Source organism: Aquamicrobium lusatiense (genome assembly GCF_014201615.1).
GTDB lineage: Bacteria > Pseudomonadota > Alphaproteobacteria > Rhizobiales > Rhizobiaceae > Mesorhizobium > Mesorhizobium lusatiense.
Window position 1 is genome coordinate 899,868 of the sequence record NZ_JACHEU010000001.1, and the last position, 20,159, is coordinate 920,026.

Here is a 20,159-nt window from a genome sequence, read left to right on the forward strand (position 1 = left end):
TCAGTCTCCGGTTTTCGCAGCCGGGCCGGTGGCGGGCGCGAGGGGTGGGGCATCTGGTTCGACGAGCAGCCGGCGGGCGATCTTGCCGCTGGCGGTCTTTGGCAATTCTTCCCGGAACTCGACCGTCCGGGGCACCATGTAATCGGGCAGGATGCGGGCGCAGTGACGCAACAGGTCGCGCTCTGCAAGGGCAGGGTCGCAGGCGACGACGGCAGCGCGCAGCAAGGTGCCCTGAACGGGGTCCGGCTCGCCCCAGACGACCGCCTCGACCACGCCGTGGCAGGTGCAAAGAGCCGCCTCCACCTCGCGCGGAGCCACCTTCTCGCCCCGAACCTTCAGCATGTCGTCCTTGCGGCCGACGAAATAGAGGAAGCCGTCCGCATCGGTGCGGAACAGGTCGCCCGTATGGAGCTGCGGCTGACCGGTTTGCGGGTCCGGCCGGAGCACGGCTTCGGTGGCAGCCGGGTTTTCCCAGTAGCCGCGCATCAGGTGCGGGCCGCGCACGACCAGTTCCCCGACAGTGCCGGGTGCAGCCTCGCGTCCCCGCTCGTCCACGACTACGGCTTCGGTTCCCGGTATGGCCTTGCCGACCGAACCTTGCCGACGCTCCAGTTCATCAGGCTCGAGATAAGCAGCCCGCGCGCATTCGGTCAGCCCGTACATGCAGTAGAGCTCAGCCTGCGGAAACAGCTTGCGCAGGCCCTCGACATGGGCAGGCGGCAGGGGCGCCGCCGCATTGGTGAGATAGCGCAGGGAAGGCAGCGCCTGCGGGCCGAGGTCCTTCATCGACAGCAGCATGGCGGCGATGGTCGGCACCAGCGGCAGGCCGGTCACGCCTTCGGCGCGCGCCTTGTCCAGCACCGCTTGCGGAAACGCGAAATTGCGCTCCAGCACCAGCCGCGCGCCGGTGCGCACGCAGACCAGAAGCTGATAGAGCCCATAGGTGAAGGCGAGCGGTAGCGCGCACAGAACCACGTCGTTGGCGCTGTTGCGCAGGTAGAGCGCGATCGAGGCCGACACCGCATCCATGGCGCGATGCGTCATCATCACACCCTTGGGACGGCCGGTCGAGCCCGATGTGTAGAGGATCATGGCGAGGTCGTCGTCGTCGCCGGGATCAGGAAGCAGCGCATGTTCGGCTTCCGGCATTGCCGTGTCGAATGCCAGAACGCCTTGCGGCAGGGCGGCCAGAGCGCGCGTTGAGATCAGCAGCGGCTGCGTGTCCAGCCCGGCGGCGGCCTCCTCGCAGGCGCGCAGGAATTTTGCCTGCGTCAGGATCGCGACCGGGCGCGCGTCGCGCAGGATGAAGGCGATGCCGTCAGCCCTGAGCTGCGGGTTGACTGGACAGAAGATCGCCCCCGCCTTCAGCACCGCGAAGATCGAGACGGCGGCTTCGGGGACGTTTTCCATCAGCACGGCAATGCGGTCGCCGCGTTTCGCGCCATGTGCAATCAGCGCGGCGGCGAGACGGTCGGAGGCGGAATCGAGCGCGCCATAACTCAGGCATGTATCGCCGGCCGTGATCGCGATCCTGTCGGGATCGGCCGCAGCACTTTGCCTGAGGAAGGTCTCGACGCGCACGGGGTCTGCTCAGTTCACGGGTTCGCGCTTGCGTTCGATGAAGGAAACGATGCGCGCCACCGAATCCAGATTGGCCGGCACGATGTCCGCATCCGCCATGGCGATGCCGAAGCGCTCCTCGATGAAGGACACCAGTTCGAGTACGCCGGTGGAATCCATGACGTCGTTTTCGATCAGTGACTGGTCGTCGGCGAGCGGTGCGCTGTGGTCGCCGAACAGAAAATTGTCGACCACGAACGTGCGGATCTGGCTGTGGATGGTTTCTGACATGGAATTCTGGCCTTTCATGAACGATCACGCGCCGGAAGGCGCTGGTTTCGGGAGGTCTTTCGACAACAACTGGGTCGAGAGAATGCCGACGAAGGCGGCATTGTCGCGGAACCCGGAAAGTCCGCTGCGCCGGCTCTTTTCAAGAAGCTTTGCGATTGTGGCCGGGTTGAAGAGGCCTGTGGCCGATATGGCCGCGGGAGAAAGCAGGTCCGCCGCATAGTTCGCGTCCCGGAACGAGGCGCTGTCCGGCGCCCGGTAGGGCTGCTTTGGCCGGTTGGCGATGGTGGGCGGCAGCAGGCCTGTTGCCGCCTCGCGCAGTATGTGCTTCTCGCGCAGTCCGTTGAGCTTGGCCTCGGGCGGCAGCCGGCTGGCGAATTCCACCATGCGGTGATCGAGGAAGGGAAAGCGCCCTTCGACGCCATGCGCCATGGCCATACGGTCGCCCTGGCTGGACAATATGTAGCCGGGCAGCAGGAGGCGTGTTTCCAGATATTGCGCCTGATGCAGCGGATGCCAGCGCCTGAAGTCGTCGGGCAAAAGGCTCGCCAGTTCGCCGGCGGCATCGTATCCGGCGAGCGTCGAGCGCAGCTCCGGCGAAAAGAACATCTTGCCGCCCGCCGTGGTGCGAAAACGGGGCCGATGCGAGAACAGCGGGTCTTCCGGTGAATCCACGCCCACACCGAAAAAGGCGGCCAGATATTCGGGGCTCTGTTGCTGCAGGGAGGGCAGGTAGGGATAGATCCTGCGGAACAGATGCGGCCGTGTTCTGGATTCAGGCTGGCGTCCGCAGAAACGGCGGATGCGTGCCTCGCGGAAAATATCGTAGCCGGCAAATATTTCGTCCGCGCCCTCCCCGGAGAGAACGACTTTCACCGATTGTTCCCGCACCGATCGGGCGAGCCGGTAAAGGGGAGCCGGTGCGGTGCGCAGCACGCTGCGTTCGCAATGGCGGATGACGGCGGGGAACATGGCGGCAATGTCGCCGGCCCGGCAGGCAACGGCATGGTGTGTCACGCCGAGCGCCTGCGCCATGGTCTGCTGCCACGCGCTTTCGTCGAATTCGGGATCGTCGAAGGTGACGCCGAAGCTGCGCAGCCGCCCCGGAGCCAGCCGCGCGGCGAGCGCCGTGATGACGGAGGAATCGAGGCCGCCCGACAGAAGCGAACCGACCTCGACATCGGCGCGAAGGCGGATGCGGGTTGCATCCTCCAGAAGCGTACGAAGCTCTTCGGCCAGTGCTGCACGTGAACGGTTGTCCCCGTCGCCGGCGTCGGGAAAGGAAAGCGCCCAGTAGGGCCGAAGCTCGGTCCTGCCTTCCTCCACGATCATCAGATGCGCAGGCGGAAGCTCAAAAATGCCTTTGAAGGCGGTGCGCGGCGCGATCGGCGCCCACAGCGTAAAGATCTGGTCGAGCGCCACAGGGTCGATCTCCGGCGCGATGCCCGGCACCGCGAACAGGGCTTTCGCCTCCGAGGCAAAATAGAAACGGCCTTCGTGCATGGTGTGGAACAGCGGCCGCACGCCCATGCGGTCGCGCGCCAGAAGCAGGCGGCGGCGCGCCCCGTCCCATATGGCGAAGGCAAAATCGCCGTTGATATGGCTTATGCATTCCGCGCCGAATTCTTCGTAAAGCCGCAGCAGCACTTCCGTGTCGCTGGATGTGCGGAAACGGCGGCCGCGCGCCTCCAGCATGGAGCGCAGCTCCACATGATTGAAGATCTCGCCATTGTAGGTGACGCGGACGGTGCCGTCGTCATTGGCCATCGGCTGCGCGCCGTCTTCCGACAGGTCGATGATGGCAAGCCTGCGATGCCCGAACCCCACCTCGGCCTCGACATGGATGCCTTGTCCGTCCGGGCCACGATGGGCGATCGCCGCGCACATGCGCTGCAACAGCGCCTGCGCTTCGCCAGCCGGCAGATGGCCGTGATAGCCGGCTATCCCGCACATGATCGGCTCCCGGCAATATGCCACGGCAAGGCCTTGCCCGGCCTGACGCCTGTGGCGGGCAGGCAGGCTGTCAGGGTTGCGCTGTCCCATGACGAGGGCCGGACGTGGCTTGCCAATTCATTCCCCGATGAACTTTCCGTTACCGGCCAAATTAGGCTGCGATTCCTAACAACCCCTCAAGCGTGGGCCCCGCGAGGTTGCATCCCGCAGATAGCCTTAAGGTCCGCTTAAGGCCGGGCGGTTTCATCCGCCGCCCAGGCAATGATGAAGAGGAATTCCGGACCTTGGGTGATCAAAGCAGAATTCCGGCCGCTGTGACGCGCCGTGTGTTCGTTATCGGAGTTGGCGCAGTAGCACTTGCCGGCTGCACGTCGACCCGGCCGCCTTCAAAAATGGTGCCGAATGTGGCTTCAGCTCGGCCCAAATCTGTCAGGCCGCCCATGTATGACGCGTTGCCGTACGAGCAGTTTCCCGTGCCGGCCGTCAACATTGCCAAACTTGACGAACGGTTCTGGCGCGCGGAGATAGATTATGAGACGCCCGAGAAACCGGGCACGCTGATCGTCGATACGCCCGAAAAATATCTTTACCATGTTAAGTCCGGCGGGCGCGCCACGCGCTACGGCATCGGCGTCGGACGCGATGGCTTCTCATGGGCAGGGCGCGCAATCATGGCGTACAGGCGCGAATGGCCGCGCTGGACACCGCCCGACGAGATGGTGGCGCGTCAGCCGGAGCTCGAACCCTACAGCATCGCCAATGGCGGCATGCCGCCGGGCCTGCGCAATCCGCTCGGCGCCCGGGCGCTCTATATCCACAAGGACGGCAAGGACACGCTCTACCGCATTCACGGTTCGCCAGAGGAGTGGTCGATCGGCAAGGAAGTGTCGTCCGGCTGCATCCGGCTGGTCAATCAGGACATCATCCATCTTCATGACAATGTCAGGGACGGCAGCCCGATCGTGGTGATCCCGGATCCCGCGAAGAAGCATCTGCTTGCCGTGTAAGCCATTTGCAGCCGCAAACGACTGCTGCCATGGGCTCAGTTCGGGGACGAGCCGGAAATCGGCGATATGAAAGGCGCGCTCCAGCTTCCTCCGACGAAGAACCATGTCTGGTTCGTGGGAGAAGCGGGCGCTTCGCCGTTCTCACCATTCGATGCGGGTGGTGGCTGCTGGCTGGAAATGCCACCCGTCAGGGCAAGGCCACGTCCGGCATAGGGCATGATGCCGGTCAGCCACAGGCGCGAATTGCCGTGGTTGGCCTGCGCTTTTTCGATGCGCACCACACCCTTGGCGACATTGGCCTTGAATTCTGCGCCGTCGATCGGCACGCTGCCATTGGCGACCTCGTCGAGCGGGAAAAAGCCGCCTTCGGCATTGCGTTTCACGAAAGCCGCCAGATCGAGGCCGGAAAGCGAGCCGGGTCCGAAGGTGGCGGAGATGGAGCCGTCGGCATTCTCCATGATGGAATTCCAGCCCTTGCCCGGTCCCTTCAGGATGACGGAAATGTTGCCCTTTCCGGTAGGCATTAGGCGCGTCATGCCCACGGCTTCGCCGAACGCAGCGCCATTGATATCCGAGGCCAGCAGTCTCATCTCGGCCTGGGTGCCGCCGGGGGTGCGGTCGAAGCGGATGCCGGTCTGGATGTTGCCGCCGAAGGCGCTGGCGTCGGAAACATCGAACACCGAAAGGCCGTCCCTCACCTGAGCCGTTGCCGCCAGCGAATTCAGCGGAATGGGTCCGGCCGTGGCCTTGGCCGCCGAAAGGCGCAGGTCCAGGTTGATGAAGCCGGCGAGCGTCGCGTCGATGTCGTCGGCACCGGGGCTGGCCGGTGCCGCCAGCGGCGTGAACGCCGACACGAAGGGCCCGAGATCCAGCGTCTCGAAGGCCAGCGTGCCCGAAAGGGTCGGCCGGCCGTGTTCGCCAAAGGCAAGGTCGAGCACGCCTGTGCCGGGGTTCTTGCCCAGCGTGATCTGGGTGTTGTCGAGCTTCACGCGCTCCGCATCGCCGGAGACATGGCTCGAAACCGACATGGCCGCGATGGTGGTGGCGCTCGCCATCCGCATGCCTGTCCATTCCATGACACGGCGTATGGAGGGCGACTGGAATTTGACATCGCCATCGATGAAAGGATTGGCGGCAAGCCCGGCCTTGCCTTCAAACGACAGGTTTGCCGGTGCCGATTTGACGGAGAAGCTGATAGGCGCGGAACTGCCGGCCGCCAGCGCCAGAGGTTTTTGCGTGGCAGCCTCGACGGTGACGTTTTCGCCGCGCCAGATCGCCGAGGCTGAAAAGGAAGCCGCTGCACCGGGAGCGGGCCAGTTGGCTTTCGCGCTGACGCCGCTGAGAACCTCGCTGTCCTTGCCGTTGATGGCGGTGACGATGCGCCCGTCGCGGATTTCGATATTGCCGAGCGCGCCTCCCGGAACGAGCTTCGGATCAGGCTCCACCGCGCCGGATCTGACCATGCCGCGCGCCAGTTCGATGGAATAGCCGATGCTGCCGCTTTCCGGCAGGGAGGGCAGATAGAGCCCGGATGCCGTGCGCTCCACCCTGACCGTGGGGCGCACCAGCCGGGTGGATGAAAACGACACCTCGCCGCGCAGTGCGGCCATGGCGGCCAGACCGACCTCGACCCGCTCCGCATAGATGACGGGGGTACGCTCAGGGTCGCTCCACCGTGACATGGAGACTTCCGTCAGCACGGCGCTCAGCTGCGGCCAGACCTCGACCTGTGGGGAGCCGGAGATGGTGACGCGGTAGCCGGTCCAGCGGCTCATTTCCCATGCGATGCGGTCGCGAACGATGCGGTTGGATGCGACATAGGGCAGGGCAGCCACCATCAGCGCCGCGGCAACCGCAGCGATGCCGACGACCCATAAGCCACGCCGGATCCAGCTCGACGTCATCTCGCCCTTTCCGCGTCATGTCAGGTGGGCGCAAGGTGTAACCAGTGGATGACGCTTTTCAAGTCTTTATGGCTTGCTGATGGCCTGTTGCCCACATCCGGCCGTCAAACCTGAGAGCTTCACCGACCGGGTTTGGCGGCCCGCCGCTGTGATACGGCCGCGAAAACCGCGGGAAACATGGCGTGACATGGTCAAAGAAGGCTTAAGAACGAAGTTTACCTAAAGTTCAGATGTGGAACCGATTCGTAAATTTTTCTGCATCCGGGTAAGGACTTGTTAAGGGGTTGACGGCGATAGTTACGCTCGAGTTAAGAGAGATCCCGTCCGGTAACGCCCCCGCGCCTGATGGAATTTTCCCTGCCCGTTGTGACAATTCAATTTCAGGCGCCTTCGGGCGCCTTTCTTTTTGCGCCCGCCGTGCCGATGCCCGGCGCAAGCCACAGCGTGCCGCGATCTTTCAGATCGCTCCCTTACGCTTCAAGTTCCTGTTTTCGCGCATGTCGCCCAAAACCGCGCTCCCACGTTTGGGCGACATGGTTTATCCCGCCAGCACCCGCACCGAAGGAAACGCCACTTCGACAAGTGTGCCTTCGCCGGGTGTCGAGGTGATGGTGAAGCGGGCACGGTTGGCTTCCACCATGGCCTTGGTCAGCGGCAGGCCGAGGCCGGTGCCGTCGCTGCGGCCGCGCTTCAGCGCGTTGACCTGCTTGAAGGGCTTGAGTGCCTGTTCGATCTCAGCCTGCGTCATGCCTATGCCGGTGTCGCGCACCCGCATCACGACATCGCCGGAAGGCTCGTAGGCGGTGGAGACGATCACCTGCCCGCCGGCCTGTGTATAGCGCACGGCGTTCGACAGGATGTTGAGCGCGATCTGGCGCACGCTGCGCAGATCCGCCACCACATCCGGCAGCTTCGAGGCGAAGCTGGAGCGGATGATGACGCGCTCGCGATTGGCCTGCGGCTGCATCAGCGCGACGGTCTCGGTCAGCGTGTCGTTGAGCGACACCGCCTCATAGTCCATCTCCTGCTGCCCGGCCTCGATCTTGGAAATGTCCAGCAGGTCGTTCACCAGATCCAGCACATGGGTGCCGGAGCGGTTGATGTCGCGCAGATAGTCGCGGTAGCGATCATTGGCGATGGGGCCGAATTTCTCGTCCACCATCAGTTCCGAAAAGCCGATGATGGCGTTGAGCGGCGTCCTGATCTCGTGACTGATGCGGGCGAGGAAGTCGCTCTTCTGCGACGAGGCCCGTTCGGCCAGCGCGCGCGCCTGGGTCAGGTCTTCCTCGGCGCGCTTCCATTGCGTGATGTCGCGCACGACCGCGCAGAAGCCGCTGTCGTTGGGCAGACGGCCGATGGTCATGAACAGCGGGATGAAGCGCCCCTGCGCCTCGCGTCCGATGACCTCGCGCCCGTCATTCAGGACGCTGGCGACGCCGGGTTCGGTCAGCCCCGCCAGATAGTCGCGCGCCGCGCGCTGGCTTTCGATGGCAAAGAGCGAGGCGAAGGATTTGCCGGTCACTTCGTCGCTGTCGAAGCCGAACAGGGCCTCGGCCGGGCGGCTGATGGAACGGATCGTGCCGTCGCGTCCGATCAGCACCACGCCGTCGGTGGCGGTGTCGATGATGGTACGCATCTCGCTGATGCGCATCTTCAGCTCGGCGATGTCGGCCTGATGGGCTGCGTTCGCGGCGCGGGCGATCGCCTCCGCGTCGGTTCCCGCGCCGGATGGATCGTCGTCCAGACGGCGAAGAACGAGCATAAGTGCCTTGCGCTCCTGCCACGGCACGGACCGCAGCACGGCTTCGACAGGAAATTCACCGCCATCCTTCGTGCGAAGGAAGAGGGCGTGACGACCATGGTCCTCGTCTGAACTTTCTGCCGCGACCTGTTCCTGCGGATGGTCGATGAACAGGGCGTCCAGCCCGCCGCACGCCCCCAGATCGCCGAGCGATTCATAGCCGGTGAGAGCAAGGAACTCGTCGTTGCAGTAATGAAGCTCGTCGCCGGAATGGATCAGCAACGGCACAGGCAGGTGAGAGAGAATGGTGGTGTCGGGGGAAACGGTGCCGGCAATCGCGTTTTCGGCGGGTTCGGCCTCCGGCAGTCTTGACGACAAGCCGGCTTGCGCCGTCTCGCCCGGCTCATCTGCACCGGTCCCGGCATCTTCTTCGAAAGACACCCCTATGGCATCACCATCCAGCCGGGCGTCGCGGAAATCCGCATCCGCCATGCTGTCATTGTCATCTTCCTGCGCGTAGTCGAGCAGCGAACGGCTTGTCCGACGGGAAGGCACAACCGCCACCTGTTCCGGCGACCTGAGAGGGGGCGTCTCCTGATCCCTTGCGGCGGTGGGCGCCTCTGCCTTCGGTTCGTCTGCCGGCGCGGCGACGGTGCTGTCTCTTCTGAGGCGTTCCGCGATTTCGCGGAAGGCATTGCGCTCGGACGAGGAAAGCCCCCTGTCCTTGCCCGCAGGTTCCTGTGCCGGCGGGCGATGTTCGGCAAGTCTTATGACCTTGTCGGCGAAGCGGCGTTCCGGTTGCGGAGCGATGCTGATCGCCGGAACCTCGCCATTGAACGGATCGGCTGGAAGCCCCGTTTCATCGGAAGGAAAATGTTCAGCTGGCTGCGGTGGATTGGGAACCAGGGCCAGCCCGATCTTTTCCGGGTCCGCCCGCATCTCCGCCATGCGCACGATGCCGAAGCCGCGGAACCCTTCAAACTCACGATCGCGGTTGTAAACGGGCAGGGCCGCCAGATCGACCGGCACGCACTGGTCGGTGCCGGCGACTGGCCACAGCACCGAGCGGCCGGACCATGTGTCGCGCCGTTCCAGAAGACCTGCAACTTCGCCGCCGGGATCAAAGCCGAAGGTCGTGGCCACTTCACGGAACCGGCGACCGATGACATTTGCCGCTTCCGCACCGACAGCAGCGCCGAACTCATCGGAAAGAGCGCTGAAGCGTCCCTCCGCATCGGTGCGCCACACGAAGCGCACGGCAGGTGCGTCTTCCTGCGGAGCCGCCGCATGTGCAGCGCGGGTTCCGTTGCCGGATGGGGTGGGGTTGTTTCGTTCCTGTATGGCAGACGGCTTGTCGTCGTGGCTGAAATACCAGTGGTCGTGCCGGTTGCCCGCTTCATCACCGGGCGCGTGGGCAGGCTTGCCGCCCGCTCGTGGCATGGTTTCCGGCTCGGCCATGCCATCATCGACCACAACCAGAAGATGGCGCAGCGGTTCGTCGGTGAGACGCGCAATGCCTGCAGGATAGGAGCGCGCACCGGCGCGGATCAGGCGCTTGACCATGCGGTCCCGCTCTCCCGCCACCTCCGAGACCAGGGTCGTAAGGGTCGATGCAGGAATGCCCAGATCGGAAAAGCCGGCGGAATCCGCTTCGACATGGCCCTTGCCGTCGATAAAAGCCAGAAACTGCACGTCGGCATCAAAACCGCTCAGCGCACCGGGATCGGGCCTGGCAGGCGCGGCATCGCCCGGCGCTTTCGGTACGGCCAGCAGGATGGCCTTCTCCCCATCCGGCATCCTCACGCTGCTGGCGAGCAGCGGAGTGCTCGCGCCGGTTATGCCTGCGGTGAGGCGCACAAGAAGCGGCCGGTCCGTGCCGATGTCGGGAAATGAGCCGGTGGACGCTATCTGGCGCCGGGCGATTGCCGGCAGGCCTGCTGCCGCACCGATTGCATCATCGACACCCGCGTGGCCAAACAGGGCAGCACCCGGACCGTTCGCCCACAGAACGAGTTCCAGATCCGTTGACAGGATGACCATCGCATCCCCCGCGGCAAAGCGCCGCCGTACCGTATCGAGTACGGCAACGTCCAGAAAGGAGTAGGCTTGAGACGACATGCTCTCGACGAACCCTCGGGGTCGGCTGGTTGAGATTAACGCTTTGTTAGTAAAAGGCCAGCGCGCGCTCGTCCACAACCTCAGACTTCCATAGCGCCGAATCCTGCCTGTGTGGTTAACGCGCGCGCCGTTGCATGTTGCGATGCAGCAAAGATATTGCATTGCACAAAATTTGTGCTATATACCTCCCATCACCGTGGAACACATTGGCGTTGAGTCAAAGACCCAGCCCCCGAAAGGATCGACATGACCAAGACCAAAACCGCAGAAACCGTTGAATTCCCCACTTTTGACGCTTCCAAGGCCGCTGACAGCGTTCGCAATTTCGCTGAAAAGGGCATCGAGCAGTCGAAGGAAGCCTACACCAAGCTGAAGGCCGGCACCGAAGAAGCCCAGAAGGCGTTCGAGTCGACCTATGAAGCTGTCCGTTCGAACTCCAGCGATCTGTCGCTGAAGGCCATTTCCACCCTGCGCGCCAACGCAGAAGCAGGCTTCAACCACCTCGAAGCCCTGGTCGGTGCCCGTTCGCTGTCGGAAGTGGTCGAACTTCAGACCTCGTTCCTGCGTCAGCGTTTCGAAGATGCCGTGGCTCAGGCAAAGGACTTCCAGTCTGTTGCCGCAAAGGCTGCCGAAGACGTCTCCAAGCCGATCAAGTCGGCTGTCGAGAAGTCCTTCAAGACCGGCAAGGCTGCCTGACCCGCTTCCGGTCGCCGGATCTCCTCCCGCCCGGCGCCGGAAATTTCGCAGAATACCAGAAAGGCCGGCCACCTCCCGCTGGCCTTTTTGCGTTTCCGGACTGTTCGGGAACAAGATGTGGAAGCTTCTGCGCCTCGTGTGTTGTTTTCCCTCACACATGGCTTGAATTAGGCTTCATTAAACCGTATTGACGCTTCGCCGGGCCGAAGCCGTTCCGCTGTCTGTGGAAGGTGAGGTTCGGGATATGCCCAAAATGGGCCTGTGCCGTTGTAGCTCAGTTGGTTAGAGCGCCGGATTGTGGATCCGGAGGTCGCTGGTTCGAACCCAGCCAACGGTACCACCTCTCCCGCCTTCGTTGTGTATCGGCCTGTGGGTGTCGTCTTGTGCATATTGCAGCCTCAGGCGTGAATGCCTAGATTGAGACTGCCGAAGAACAAGTTTGCCGGAATGGTGTTCCCGACGATGATCCATCGCCTCGCCCCCATAAGCGGCAACCACATATGCTGTCCGGACCCGGTGAGCGGCGGCGTTTTCTGACACGCGGCAACGCAGTGTGATGAGCATCCGGCGATTTTTTAAGCTAGCCAGCCTTGGGCTGTAACGGAACCGGATCACCAGATACGGGGTACGCAGGAAAATGAGTGAACAAGCGATCAAATTCCTTCAGGAATGGATCGGCGAAAATTGCCAGTCCCCTTCTGTGCCGGCCGGCACCGACCCCGCGAAAATCGACGAACAGGCCGAGACGCTGGCGCGCGAATGCACCGAGGAGGCCGCTCAGGCCGGCATTCCGCTTGAGGACATTCAGGAAGAAGTGGGCGACATACAGGAACTGATCGCGCTGCATCTGGAAGATGCCGCCGAAACGGACGCTGAAAATGGCGAAGCCGGACAGGACGGCCAGTCTGCTCCACCCGCTGCCGCAGCCGGAAGCCACTGAAGCCCGTGGCTCAATCTTTTAGCCTCGCAACCTTGCGCTGCTTTTTTGGCATATCGTTGAAGCGGCTTCGGCCGTCAGGCGTCACGCTGCTGCCGGCAGCTGAAAAATCCCGAGCTTAGAAAAGCGAACCCTGGTTGCCGCTGTCCTTCGGCTTCTGTACGGGGCGGGCCCGTGCCGGCTCGGCCACGGGTTTGCCGCCTTTCGCGGTCGCCGTTGCCGCGCCATCGGCGAAGCGCAGCTCCAGCGTCTGGCCGGCGGCGATGTCGCCCGCCCGCCGCACCAGTGCGCCCTGTTCGTCCAGCACCAGGGCGTAGCCGCGTTCAAGAATGGACTGTTCCGAAAGCTTCAGCGTGGAGAGAAGCCGGTCTGCCTGCGTCAGCCGGGCACGCAGCCGTTCAAGCCGCACATCCAGCGCCTGATCGCCCCGCCGTGCCAGTCCGGCGAGTGTCTCCGTCTGCTGCCGCTGGCGTCGCAGGATGGAGATAGGCGTCAGCCTCGCGGAGCTGTTGCGAAACCGCTCGCGCCGTTCGCGCACCACGGCGAAAAGGGCTGCCTGCGCGCGCGCCATGTCGCGGCCGATCAGCAGGCGCGCCTCGCTCATGCGCCGCGAAAGGGCAGCCGGCGTCAGCCGGATTGCCGCCAGCCGCGCCCGCTTGCGTTCAAGTCCCACTTCCAGCGCCCGTTGCAGCCGGCTTTCGGCCTCGTCGAAGCGGCGCCGCTTCAGCCCCAGCAACTGGTCCGGCGTGGGCAGGGCGCGCGCTGCCGCCCGCACCGCCTGCCGGTCGCGTTCCAGAAGGCGGGTGACGCAGCCTTGCAGCCGTGAAGCCAGTGCGGCCAGCGCCGCTTCCAGCTCGGCCCGCACCGGCACCGCCATCTCAGCCGCCCCCGTCGGCGTTGGCGCGCGCACGTCCGCGGCAAGGTCGATCAGCGTCCAGTCGGTCTCGTGGCCGACCGCCGAGATCACCGGGATCCGCGAGGCGGCGACGGCGCGCGACAGCGCCTCGTCGTTGAAGCCCCACAGGTCTTCCAGGCTGCCGCCGCCGCGCGCCACGATCAGCACGTCCGGACGCCGGATCGGCCCGTCAGAGGTCAGCTCGTTGAAGCCGGTGACGGCTGCGGCTGCTTCCGCGCCGGAAGTTTCGCCCTGCACCCGCACCGGCCAGACGATGACGTGCAGCGGAAAGCGGTCGCGGATGCGGTGAAGGATGTCGCGGATCACGGCTCCTGTCGGCGAGGTGATGACCCCGATGACCGCTGGCATGAAGGGCAGGCGGCGCTTGGCGGCGGGATCAAACAGGCCTTCGGCGGCCAGCCGGCGCTTGCGCTCTTCCAGAAGCGCCATCAGCGCGCCGGCACCTGCCGGCTCCAGATTGTCGATGACGATCTGGTACTTGGAGGAGCCCGGATAGGTGGTGAGCTTGCCGCTCGCCACCACCTCCATGCCTTCCTCCGGCCGGAACTTGAGGCGCGACATGGTGCCCTTCCAGACCACAGCCTCCAGCCGGGCGCGGTCGTCCTTCAGCGCGAAATAGGCGTGGCCGGAGGAATGCGGCCCGCGATAGCCGGAAATCTCGCCGCGCACCCGCACATTGCCGAACACGTCTTCGACCGTGCGCTTCAGCGCGCCGGAAATCTCGCTGACGCTGAATTCCGTCGCGTTGGTGCGTGATTCGGATGCAGTCTCGTTCATGGGGCAATAGGGCCGCGCCAGCCGCGCCCGGTCAAGGCGTGCGGGGCGTTGTCCGCTGTTTCCTCACCAGCCGGGCAGCACTGTCGGTGCGCCGCGCCTTGTGCGGTTGAATGCCTGCCCTCCAAAGCCGAGCCCGGTCGCATCGTCGAGCGCCGGCACCGAGATGTTGTCGAGGCTTTCGGCGATGTGGCGGGCCAGCGCGTCGACGATTTCGGGCTGGTCGGTCTGGCCGCGCATCAGGCCGATGCGGCAGTCGGGCAGGGGGCCGAAACCGTCCGCCTCGCCCAGAACCCGCATGCCGGGCCTCAGCGCGCATTCCGGCAGCACGGAAATGGCGAGACCGGAGAGCACGGCAGCGGTGATGACGGTGGCCGAGAAGGAAGTGAACAGAATGCGGTATTCACGGTTCATGCCGTCGAGCACATCGCAGGCGGCACGCCGCCACACGCATGTCGGCCGCCCGAAGGCCATGGGCAGCACCTCCTGCTCATGGGTGGCATGGTTGATGGAACTGACCCACAGCAGGGGCTCGCGCCGCACCACCTCGGACTGGCCGCGGGCATCGCTGTGGGTGACGAGCGCGATGTCGAGCTGGCCACGCCTGATTTGGTCGACCAGCCCAGGTGTCGGCTCGCACACCACCGTCAACTCGACGCGCGGGTTGGAGCGCGAGAAGCGCGCCATGATCTCGGGCAGGAAGCGGTCGGCATAATCGTCGGGCGTGCCGATGCGGATGGTGCCTTCCAGCCGCTGGTCGTCGAAGGCGGCCAGCGTCTCCCGGTTGAGAAAAAGAAGCCGCCGGGCATAGGAAAGCAGCCGCTCGCCCTCTTCAGTCAGCCGGTTGGTGCGGCCCTCCTTTTCGAACAGCGGCTTGCCGATGCGCTCCTCCAGCCGCCGCATCTGCATCGACACCGCCGACTGGGTGCGATGCACGCCTTCGGCGGCGCGCGTGAAGCTGCCGGTATCGGCAATGGTGATGAAGGTTTGCAACTGGTCGAGATCAAGGGGCGGCTTCATCGGCATACCTATCAGCAAGATTGATCTCAAACATTAAAAACATTCGTTGGATTAATCAATCTGCCTGTGACAAACAGACCATGCCTGCACAAGGCCGGATGCGATGTGCGTTTCGCCCGATGTCCTGCCTCGTGTCGACCCAACAATGAATGGAAAGTTGCGCCCACGAATGCGTCATCACGGATGGCGGGTATCGTTGCGCGCAGATGTCGGAGAACGGTGAAATGACTGCCTGTGACTGCGCTGCAGAAACGTCGCGCTTGTCTGTCCGGCCTTCGGCCGTCACGCGCCTTGGCCATGCTGTACTGCGGCTGGTGACGCTGTGGAGGAACCGACGCACATTCCGCCGGCTTTCAGAAATGACCGACGCGGAACTTGCCGATATCGGCATCACCCGTGCCGATCTCGATGCCGCGACCGAGGTTTCGCTTTCAGATGACCCCACTGCGCGGCTGATGGCCATCGCCGATGCGCGCGCAGGCCTGACGGTGTCCGCGAAGTCCGTCTGAATTCCCCGAGCAGGCATCTCCCCGCCCGGTCTCCCTCCGGCTTGCCTGCATTGCCCGGTTCCTTTCGCCGCAACGGCAGAAGGGCACCGGGCTTTTTTCATGCCAGCTTAGGGAGATTCAGTGTTTCACGGAAGCACTGAACAGCTCTAAGTCATTGGTTTGTCAAGTTTTCGAACCGGAAAACGGTTCCCACTTTTTCTGGAAACGCTCTACCGGTTGCGGTCCATGCCGCGCAGGAACTGGTCGAAGACCGATTCCATGCCCTTCTGGTATTCGTCGCGCTGCTTCCGGCCGGTCTCGAACATCTGGCCGAACAGATCGTCATATGGGTTTTTCGCGGCTTCGCCGGAATCAGCCTGACGCGGCTTGCGGGATTGGGTGCGGGTCTGCGGCTCGGGCGTTGCCTGCCCCGCTCCGCCCAGCATGTCGGTGAGAATCTTGCCCCACGGAGTATCGCCGAACGGGTTCTGTGCCGGGCTTTGCGTCTGCTGCCGGGTCTGCGGCGCAGCCTGACCGCCGCCGAACATGTCGGTCAGGATCTTGCCGAACGGATTGTCGCCGAGGGGATTGCCGCCGCCTTGCGGCGCGCTCCGGCCTTGTGTGGCCTGTCCGCCACCCATCTGCTTCATCATCTCGCCGATGATCTGCCCCAGAGGATTGTCGCCGAAACCGGCGGCGGCCTGTGGCTGGGCGGCGGTCTGCTTGAACAGGCCGCCCATGACCATCGAGGCGATGACCGGCAGCATCTGCTGCAGAAGCTGCTGGCTGAGGCCGGTGGCCTGTGCGGCCTGCGCGGCCACGGCACGCGAGAGGTCCTTGGAGCCGAACAGATGGCCGAGGATGCCGTTGCCTTCCTCGACTCCCTGCGGGGAGAAGGCGCGGCTGGCATCCTCGAAATATTTGGCGTGCTGGCCACTGGACAGCGCATTGAGAAAGCTGCCGAGGCCGTAGGGGTCTGCCGTGTTGCGCTTCAGCCCCTGCGAGAAGGCGGGCAAAAGCGCTTCAACGGCGGCCTGCGCCTGCTCCTGCGAGAGGTTGAACTGCCGGGCCAGCGCTTCCATGCCCTGACCGTTCTGGGCCTGGGTCAGCATTTCGAACAGGTTTTGCATCCTAAATCCTCCGGCACACGCGTGGGGGTGAAGCCTAGAACCTTTCGCCCTTCTGTTGAAGGGAAATCAGTAGGCGTATTCGAGGAATACAGGCTCGATCGAGCCGCCCCAGCGCGTGTGATAGGCCGAAAGCATCTCTTCGGCGCTCGTCGTGCCGCGGCCGACCACCTCGTCCAGCGTCTGCAGGAAGGAGGTCTCGTCGTAACCATCGCGGTTGAGGCGGGCGCGGTTCTTCAGGCCGAGGCGGGAGAGCGCCAGCACCTCGCGGCCGATCTCGCGCAGCGTGGTGTTGCGGAACGGGGTGGCGATACCCTGCGCCGGCACCGCGTCGCGCATTGCGACGACTTCCTCATATGTCCAGCTCGAAGTCAGCGTCTCGGCGGCGGCAAGCGCCTCCTCGTCGTAGAGCAGGCCCACCCAGAAGGCCGGCAGGGCGCAGATGCGCCGCCACGGGCCGCCGTCGGCGCCGCGCATTTCGAGGAAGCGCTTCAGGCGCACATCCGGGAACAGGGTCGAAAGATGGTTGGCCCAGTCGCCCATGGTCGGCAACCCGTCGCTCAGTTCGTTGCGGGCTGCGCCGTCCATGAACTGGCGGAAGGTCATGTGCGTCATGTCATGGTACTGCCCGTCACGGATGACGAAGTACATCGGCACGTCCAGCGCCCATTCGACATAATCGGCGAAACCGAAATCGGGCGAGAAGCAGAAGCGCGGCATGCCCGAGCGCTCGTTGTCGGTGTCGCGCCAGATCTCGCCGCGCCAGCTTTGCAGGCCGTTGGGCCTGCCATCGGTAAAGGGCGAATTGGCGAACAGCGCCGTCGACAGCGGCTGCAGCTTAAGCGAAACCTGCATCTTGCGGCGCATGTCCGCCTCGCTGCCGAAGTCGAGGTTAACCTGAATGGTACAGGTGCGGTACATCATGTCGAGGCCGTGGCTGCCGACCTTCGGCATGTAGCGGGTCATGATCTCGTAGCGCGACTTCGGCATCACCGGCGTTTCGGCCAGCGTCCATTTCGGACTGCCGCCAAGGCCGAGGAAACGAATGCCGAGCGGCTCGGCGATCTCGCGCAGCTGCGCCAGATGCGCGTTGCCTTCGCGGCAGGTCTGGTGAATGGTTTCCACCGGCGCGCCCGAAAGCTCGAACTGTCCGCCGGGTTCCAGGCTGATCGCCCCCTGTCCGGTCGGCTCGACAAGCCCGATGATGCGTCCCGCGTCGACGATCGGGTCCCAGCCCAGCTTCTCCTGCATGCCTTCCAGCAGGGAGCGGATGCCGCGCTCGCCGCCATAGGGCACCGGCGCATGGCCATCGACATAGAAGGGGAACTTCTCGTGCTCGGTGCCGATGCGCCATTTCTCCTGCGGCTTGCAGCCATCGGACAGGTAATCCACCAGCTCGTCGATGCCCTCTATCGGGCTGAAATCGGTCGTATCGCGCGCCATGAATACCTCATTGCCGGGGCTTTCCGGGAAATTTTCGGGCTAGTTGGACGATATGACCGTACCCGATCAAGCGAAAACTGTAGAGCCACGCTTCAACGAAACTTCATGCTGCGCAAGCGCGGATGCGTAGCATGGATGTTTCGTCCGGGAGGGCCGGGAACCTTGCGCGGGCTGCGACATTTCCGGTTGTAGCGCAATGTGCGCATCACCACAGGCGAGGGGGAACTGCCATGGCTGCAACGGATGAAGCGGAAAAGCGTCCGGCGAACGCGTCCGGGGCGGGCGATTATGTGCGCCCCTTCGTGCCCACCGCCGTCACCATGGTGGGCGTCGTCGCCATCCTCTATCTCGGGCGCGAGGTGTTCCTGCCGCTGGCGATCGCCTTCCTGCTGACCTTCGCGCTGGCCCCAATCGTGTCGGCGCTGCGCAAGCGCTCGATCCCGAAGGTGCCGGCGGTGGTGGTGACGGTGACGCTCGCCTTCCTCGCCATCGGGCTCTTTTCCTTCGTCGTCGCCACGCAGGTCAGCAATCTGGCGCAGAACATTCCCACCTATCAGTCGAACATTCTGGAAAAGGTCCGGTCGCTGCGGGAGGTGGGGGCCAATGGCGGCATCATCGAGCGGTTGAGCAATGCGGTCGAACGCGTGGGGGCCGAGCTCCAGCGCGGAACCCGGGTGCCCGAGCAGGCAGAGCCGCAGGAGCCGGCGCGCGAGCCGCTGCCGGTGGAGATCGTTTCGCGCCAGAACCCCGTTGAGATCCTGAAGAACGTCATCGTGCCGCTGGCAGCTCCCTTCGCCACCGCCGGCCTGATCATCATCGTCGTCATCTTCATGCTTCTGGAGCGCGAGGACCTGCGCGACCGCTTCATCCGCCTCGTCGGCTACAGCGACCTTCACCGCACCACCGAGGCGTTGCAGGATGCCGGCAAGCGCGTCGGGCGCTATCTGCTCATGCAACTGGTGGTCAACACCACCTATGCCATTCCCATAACCATCGGCCTGTGGCTGATCGGCATTCCTAATGCGCTCCTGTGGGGCCTTTTGGCGCTGGTGCTGCGCTTCGTGCCCTATATCGGGCCGGCCATCGCCATGCTTCTGCCGATGCTTCTGGCGCTGGCCGTCGCGCCCGGCTGGTCGATGGTGCTGTGGACGGCGGGGCTTTTCCTCGTCATGGAGCTGATCTCCAACAACATCATGGAGCCGTGGCTCTACGGGTCGCGCACCGGCCTGTCGTCGCTCGCCATCATCGTGGCGGCGATCTTCTGGACATGGCTGTGGGGGCCGCTCGGCCTCGTCATCTCGACGCCGCTGACGGTCTGCCTCGTCGTGCTCGGCCGCCATGTGCCGCAATTCGCGTTTCTGGACGTGATGCTCGGCAACGAGCCGGTGCTGGAGCCGCATGCCCGGCTCTACCAGCGCCTGCTGGCCGGCGATCCCGACGAGGCGACCGACTATGCCGAGGAGTTTCTGGAGGAGCGCTATCTGGTCGACTACTACGACCATATCGGCATTCCCGCCCTGCTCATCGGCGAGACCGATCGCCAGCGCGGCGTCATGACCGACGAGCAGCGCCGCCAGATCGCGGCCAGCGCGCTTGCGCTGGTCGAAAATCTGGAGGACGTGGCGCAGGAAGAAGAGGAGGAGGAAGAGGAAGCCGCTGAAGAAGCTGGCAAGCGCACCGCCCCCTCCGGCGAGGATGATATCGAAACACCCGACCTGCCGGACGGCGAGGGACGCTCATTGCTGTGCCTCGGCGGGCGCGGCGAACTGGACGATGCCGCGGCGGCCATGCTGGCGCAGGTGCTGGAGGTTCAGGGCGCTGAGGTCGCCACCGCCGCCCATGCCGTTCTGGAAGGCCGCGCCGTATCTTCCCTGCCGCTGGCCGACGTCGATACCGTCATCGTGGCTTTCCTCAACACGGCGTCGCTCGCCCACGCCCGCCATGCGGTGCGGCGTCTGAAGCGGGCGAGGCCTGCCTTGCGGGTCGGCATCCTCATGCCGCGTGCCGACGACGAAAAATCCATCGAGGCAGCGTCCATCAGCGCGGATTTCGTCGCCTTCTCCATTGCCGGAGCGGTGAAGGAAGGGCTCGACGACAAGCCGGCGGTGAAGCTGAAGGCAACGACGGCCCGCCTGACGCGCCGGAAAACGCGACCGAAGAAGCCGGTGGCCGAAACCGCCTAGATCG

At 64.4% G+C, this 20,159-nt stretch carries 14 protein-coding genes and 1 tRNA gene; 6 read left to right on the plus strand and 9 right to left on the minus strand.

Going from position 1 to position 20,159, the window contains the following annotated elements; translation table 11 throughout:
* Genes HNR59_RS04365 through asnB form a run of 3 tightly spaced genes read right to left on the minus strand, consistent with a single transcriptional unit; the run spans position 1 to position 3,801 of the window.
* The gene (locus tag HNR59_RS04365; protein WP_183826476.1) at positions 1-1,581 is read right to left on the minus strand and encodes an AMP-binding protein; all 1,581 of its coding nucleotides are present in this window, start codon (positions 1,579-1,581) and stop codon (positions 1-3) included.
* A 9-nt stretch (positions 1,582-1,590) separates the two neighbouring features.
* Positions 1,591-1,851, minus strand: coding sequence for an acyl carrier protein (locus HNR59_RS04370; RefSeq protein WP_183826479.1), 261 nt, complete (start codon positions 1,849-1,851; stop codon positions 1,591-1,593).
* Positions 1,852-1,875: 24 nt separating this feature from the next.
* Entirely contained in the window at positions 1,876-3,801 is a 1,926-nt protein-coding gene (gene asnB / locus HNR59_RS04375) for an asparagine synthase (glutamine-hydrolyzing) (protein ID WP_183826482.1), read from the minus strand.
* A gap of 440 nt (positions 3,802-4,241) precedes the next feature.
* On the opposite strand from asnB, the gene HNR59_RS04380 reads away from it, so the two are divergent.
* Positions 4,242-4,808 (plus strand): L,D-transpeptidase, encoded by a 567-nt coding sequence (locus tag HNR59_RS04380; protein ID WP_484477024.1) that lies wholly within the window; start codon positions 4,242-4,244, stop codon positions 4,806-4,808.
* A gap of 35 nt (positions 4,809-4,843) precedes the next feature.
* Here the strand turns inward: HNR59_RS04380 and HNR59_RS04385 are convergent, their stop codons facing one another.
* On the minus strand, positions 4,844-6,712 hold the full coding sequence (locus HNR59_RS04385) for an AsmA family protein (protein WP_183826485.1): 1,869 nt from the start codon (positions 6,710-6,712) through the stop codon (positions 4,844-4,846).
* A gap of 538 nt (positions 6,713-7,250) precedes the next feature.
* Positions 7,251-10,571 (minus strand): PAS domain S-box protein, encoded by a 3,321-nt coding sequence (locus HNR59_RS04390; protein ID WP_183826489.1) that lies wholly within the window; start codon positions 10,569-10,571, stop codon positions 7,251-7,253.
* Positions 10,572-10,817: 246 nt separating this feature from the next.
* Here HNR59_RS04390 and HNR59_RS04395 point away from each other — a divergent pair, with 246 nt between their 5' ends.
* From HNR59_RS04395 to HNR59_RS04405, 3 genes are all read left to right on the plus strand, one after another.
* A complete protein-coding gene (locus HNR59_RS04395; protein ID WP_183826492.1) occupies positions 10,818-11,267 on the plus strand; it encodes a phasin in 450 nt (149 codons plus the stop codon).
* Positions 11,268-11,530: 263 nt separating this feature from the next.
* Positions 11,531-11,607: transfer RNA gene (locus HNR59_RS04400), tRNA-His, on the plus strand.
* A 297-nt stretch (positions 11,608-11,904) separates the two neighbouring features.
* The gene (locus HNR59_RS04405) at positions 11,905-12,207 is read left to right on the plus strand and encodes a DUF768 domain-containing protein (RefSeq protein ID WP_183826495.1); all 303 of its coding nucleotides are present in this window, start codon (positions 11,905-11,907) and stop codon (positions 12,205-12,207) included.
* A gap of 115 nt (positions 12,208-12,322) precedes the next feature.
* Here HNR59_RS04405 and xseA read toward each other — a convergent pair whose 3' ends face one another.
* Positions 12,323-13,897: an exodeoxyribonuclease VII large subunit gene (xseA, locus tag HNR59_RS04410; RefSeq protein WP_183826498.1), complete on the minus strand. Its 1,575-nt coding sequence runs from the start codon at positions 13,895-13,897 to the stop codon at positions 12,323-12,325.
* Positions 13,898-13,960: 63 nt separating this feature from the next.
* Positions 13,961-14,914, minus strand: coding sequence for a LysR substrate-binding domain-containing protein (locus tag HNR59_RS04415; RefSeq protein ID WP_183826502.1), 954 nt, complete (start codon positions 14,912-14,914; stop codon positions 13,961-13,963).
* Positions 14,915-15,138: 224 nt separating this feature from the next.
* Here HNR59_RS04415 and HNR59_RS04420 point away from each other — a divergent pair, with 224 nt between their 5' ends.
* On the plus strand, positions 15,139-15,423 hold the full coding sequence (locus HNR59_RS04420; RefSeq protein WP_183826505.1) for a DUF1127 domain-containing protein: 285 nt from the start codon (positions 15,139-15,141) through the stop codon (positions 15,421-15,423).
* Positions 15,424-15,632: 209 nt separating this feature from the next.
* Here HNR59_RS04420 and HNR59_RS04425 read toward each other — a convergent pair whose 3' ends face one another.
* Positions 15,633-16,532 (minus strand): DUF937 domain-containing protein, encoded by a 900-nt coding sequence (locus tag HNR59_RS04425; protein WP_183826508.1) that lies wholly within the window; start codon positions 16,530-16,532, stop codon positions 15,633-15,635.
* A 66-nt stretch (positions 16,533-16,598) separates the two neighbouring features.
* Positions 16,599-17,972: a glutamate--cysteine ligase gene (locus HNR59_RS04430; protein WP_183826511.1), complete on the minus strand. Its 1,374-nt coding sequence runs from the start codon at positions 17,970-17,972 to the stop codon at positions 16,599-16,601.
* A gap of 230 nt (positions 17,973-18,202) precedes the next feature.
* Here HNR59_RS04430 and HNR59_RS04435 point away from each other — a divergent pair, with 230 nt between their 5' ends.
* Positions 18,203-20,155 carry an AI-2E family transporter gene (locus HNR59_RS04435; RefSeq protein ID WP_183826514.1) on the plus strand — a complete coding sequence of 651 codons (1,953 nt, stop codon included), beginning with the start codon at positions 18,203-18,205 and terminating at the stop codon, positions 20,153-20,155.
* The last annotated feature ends 4 nt before the right edge of the window (positions 20,156-20,159 follow it).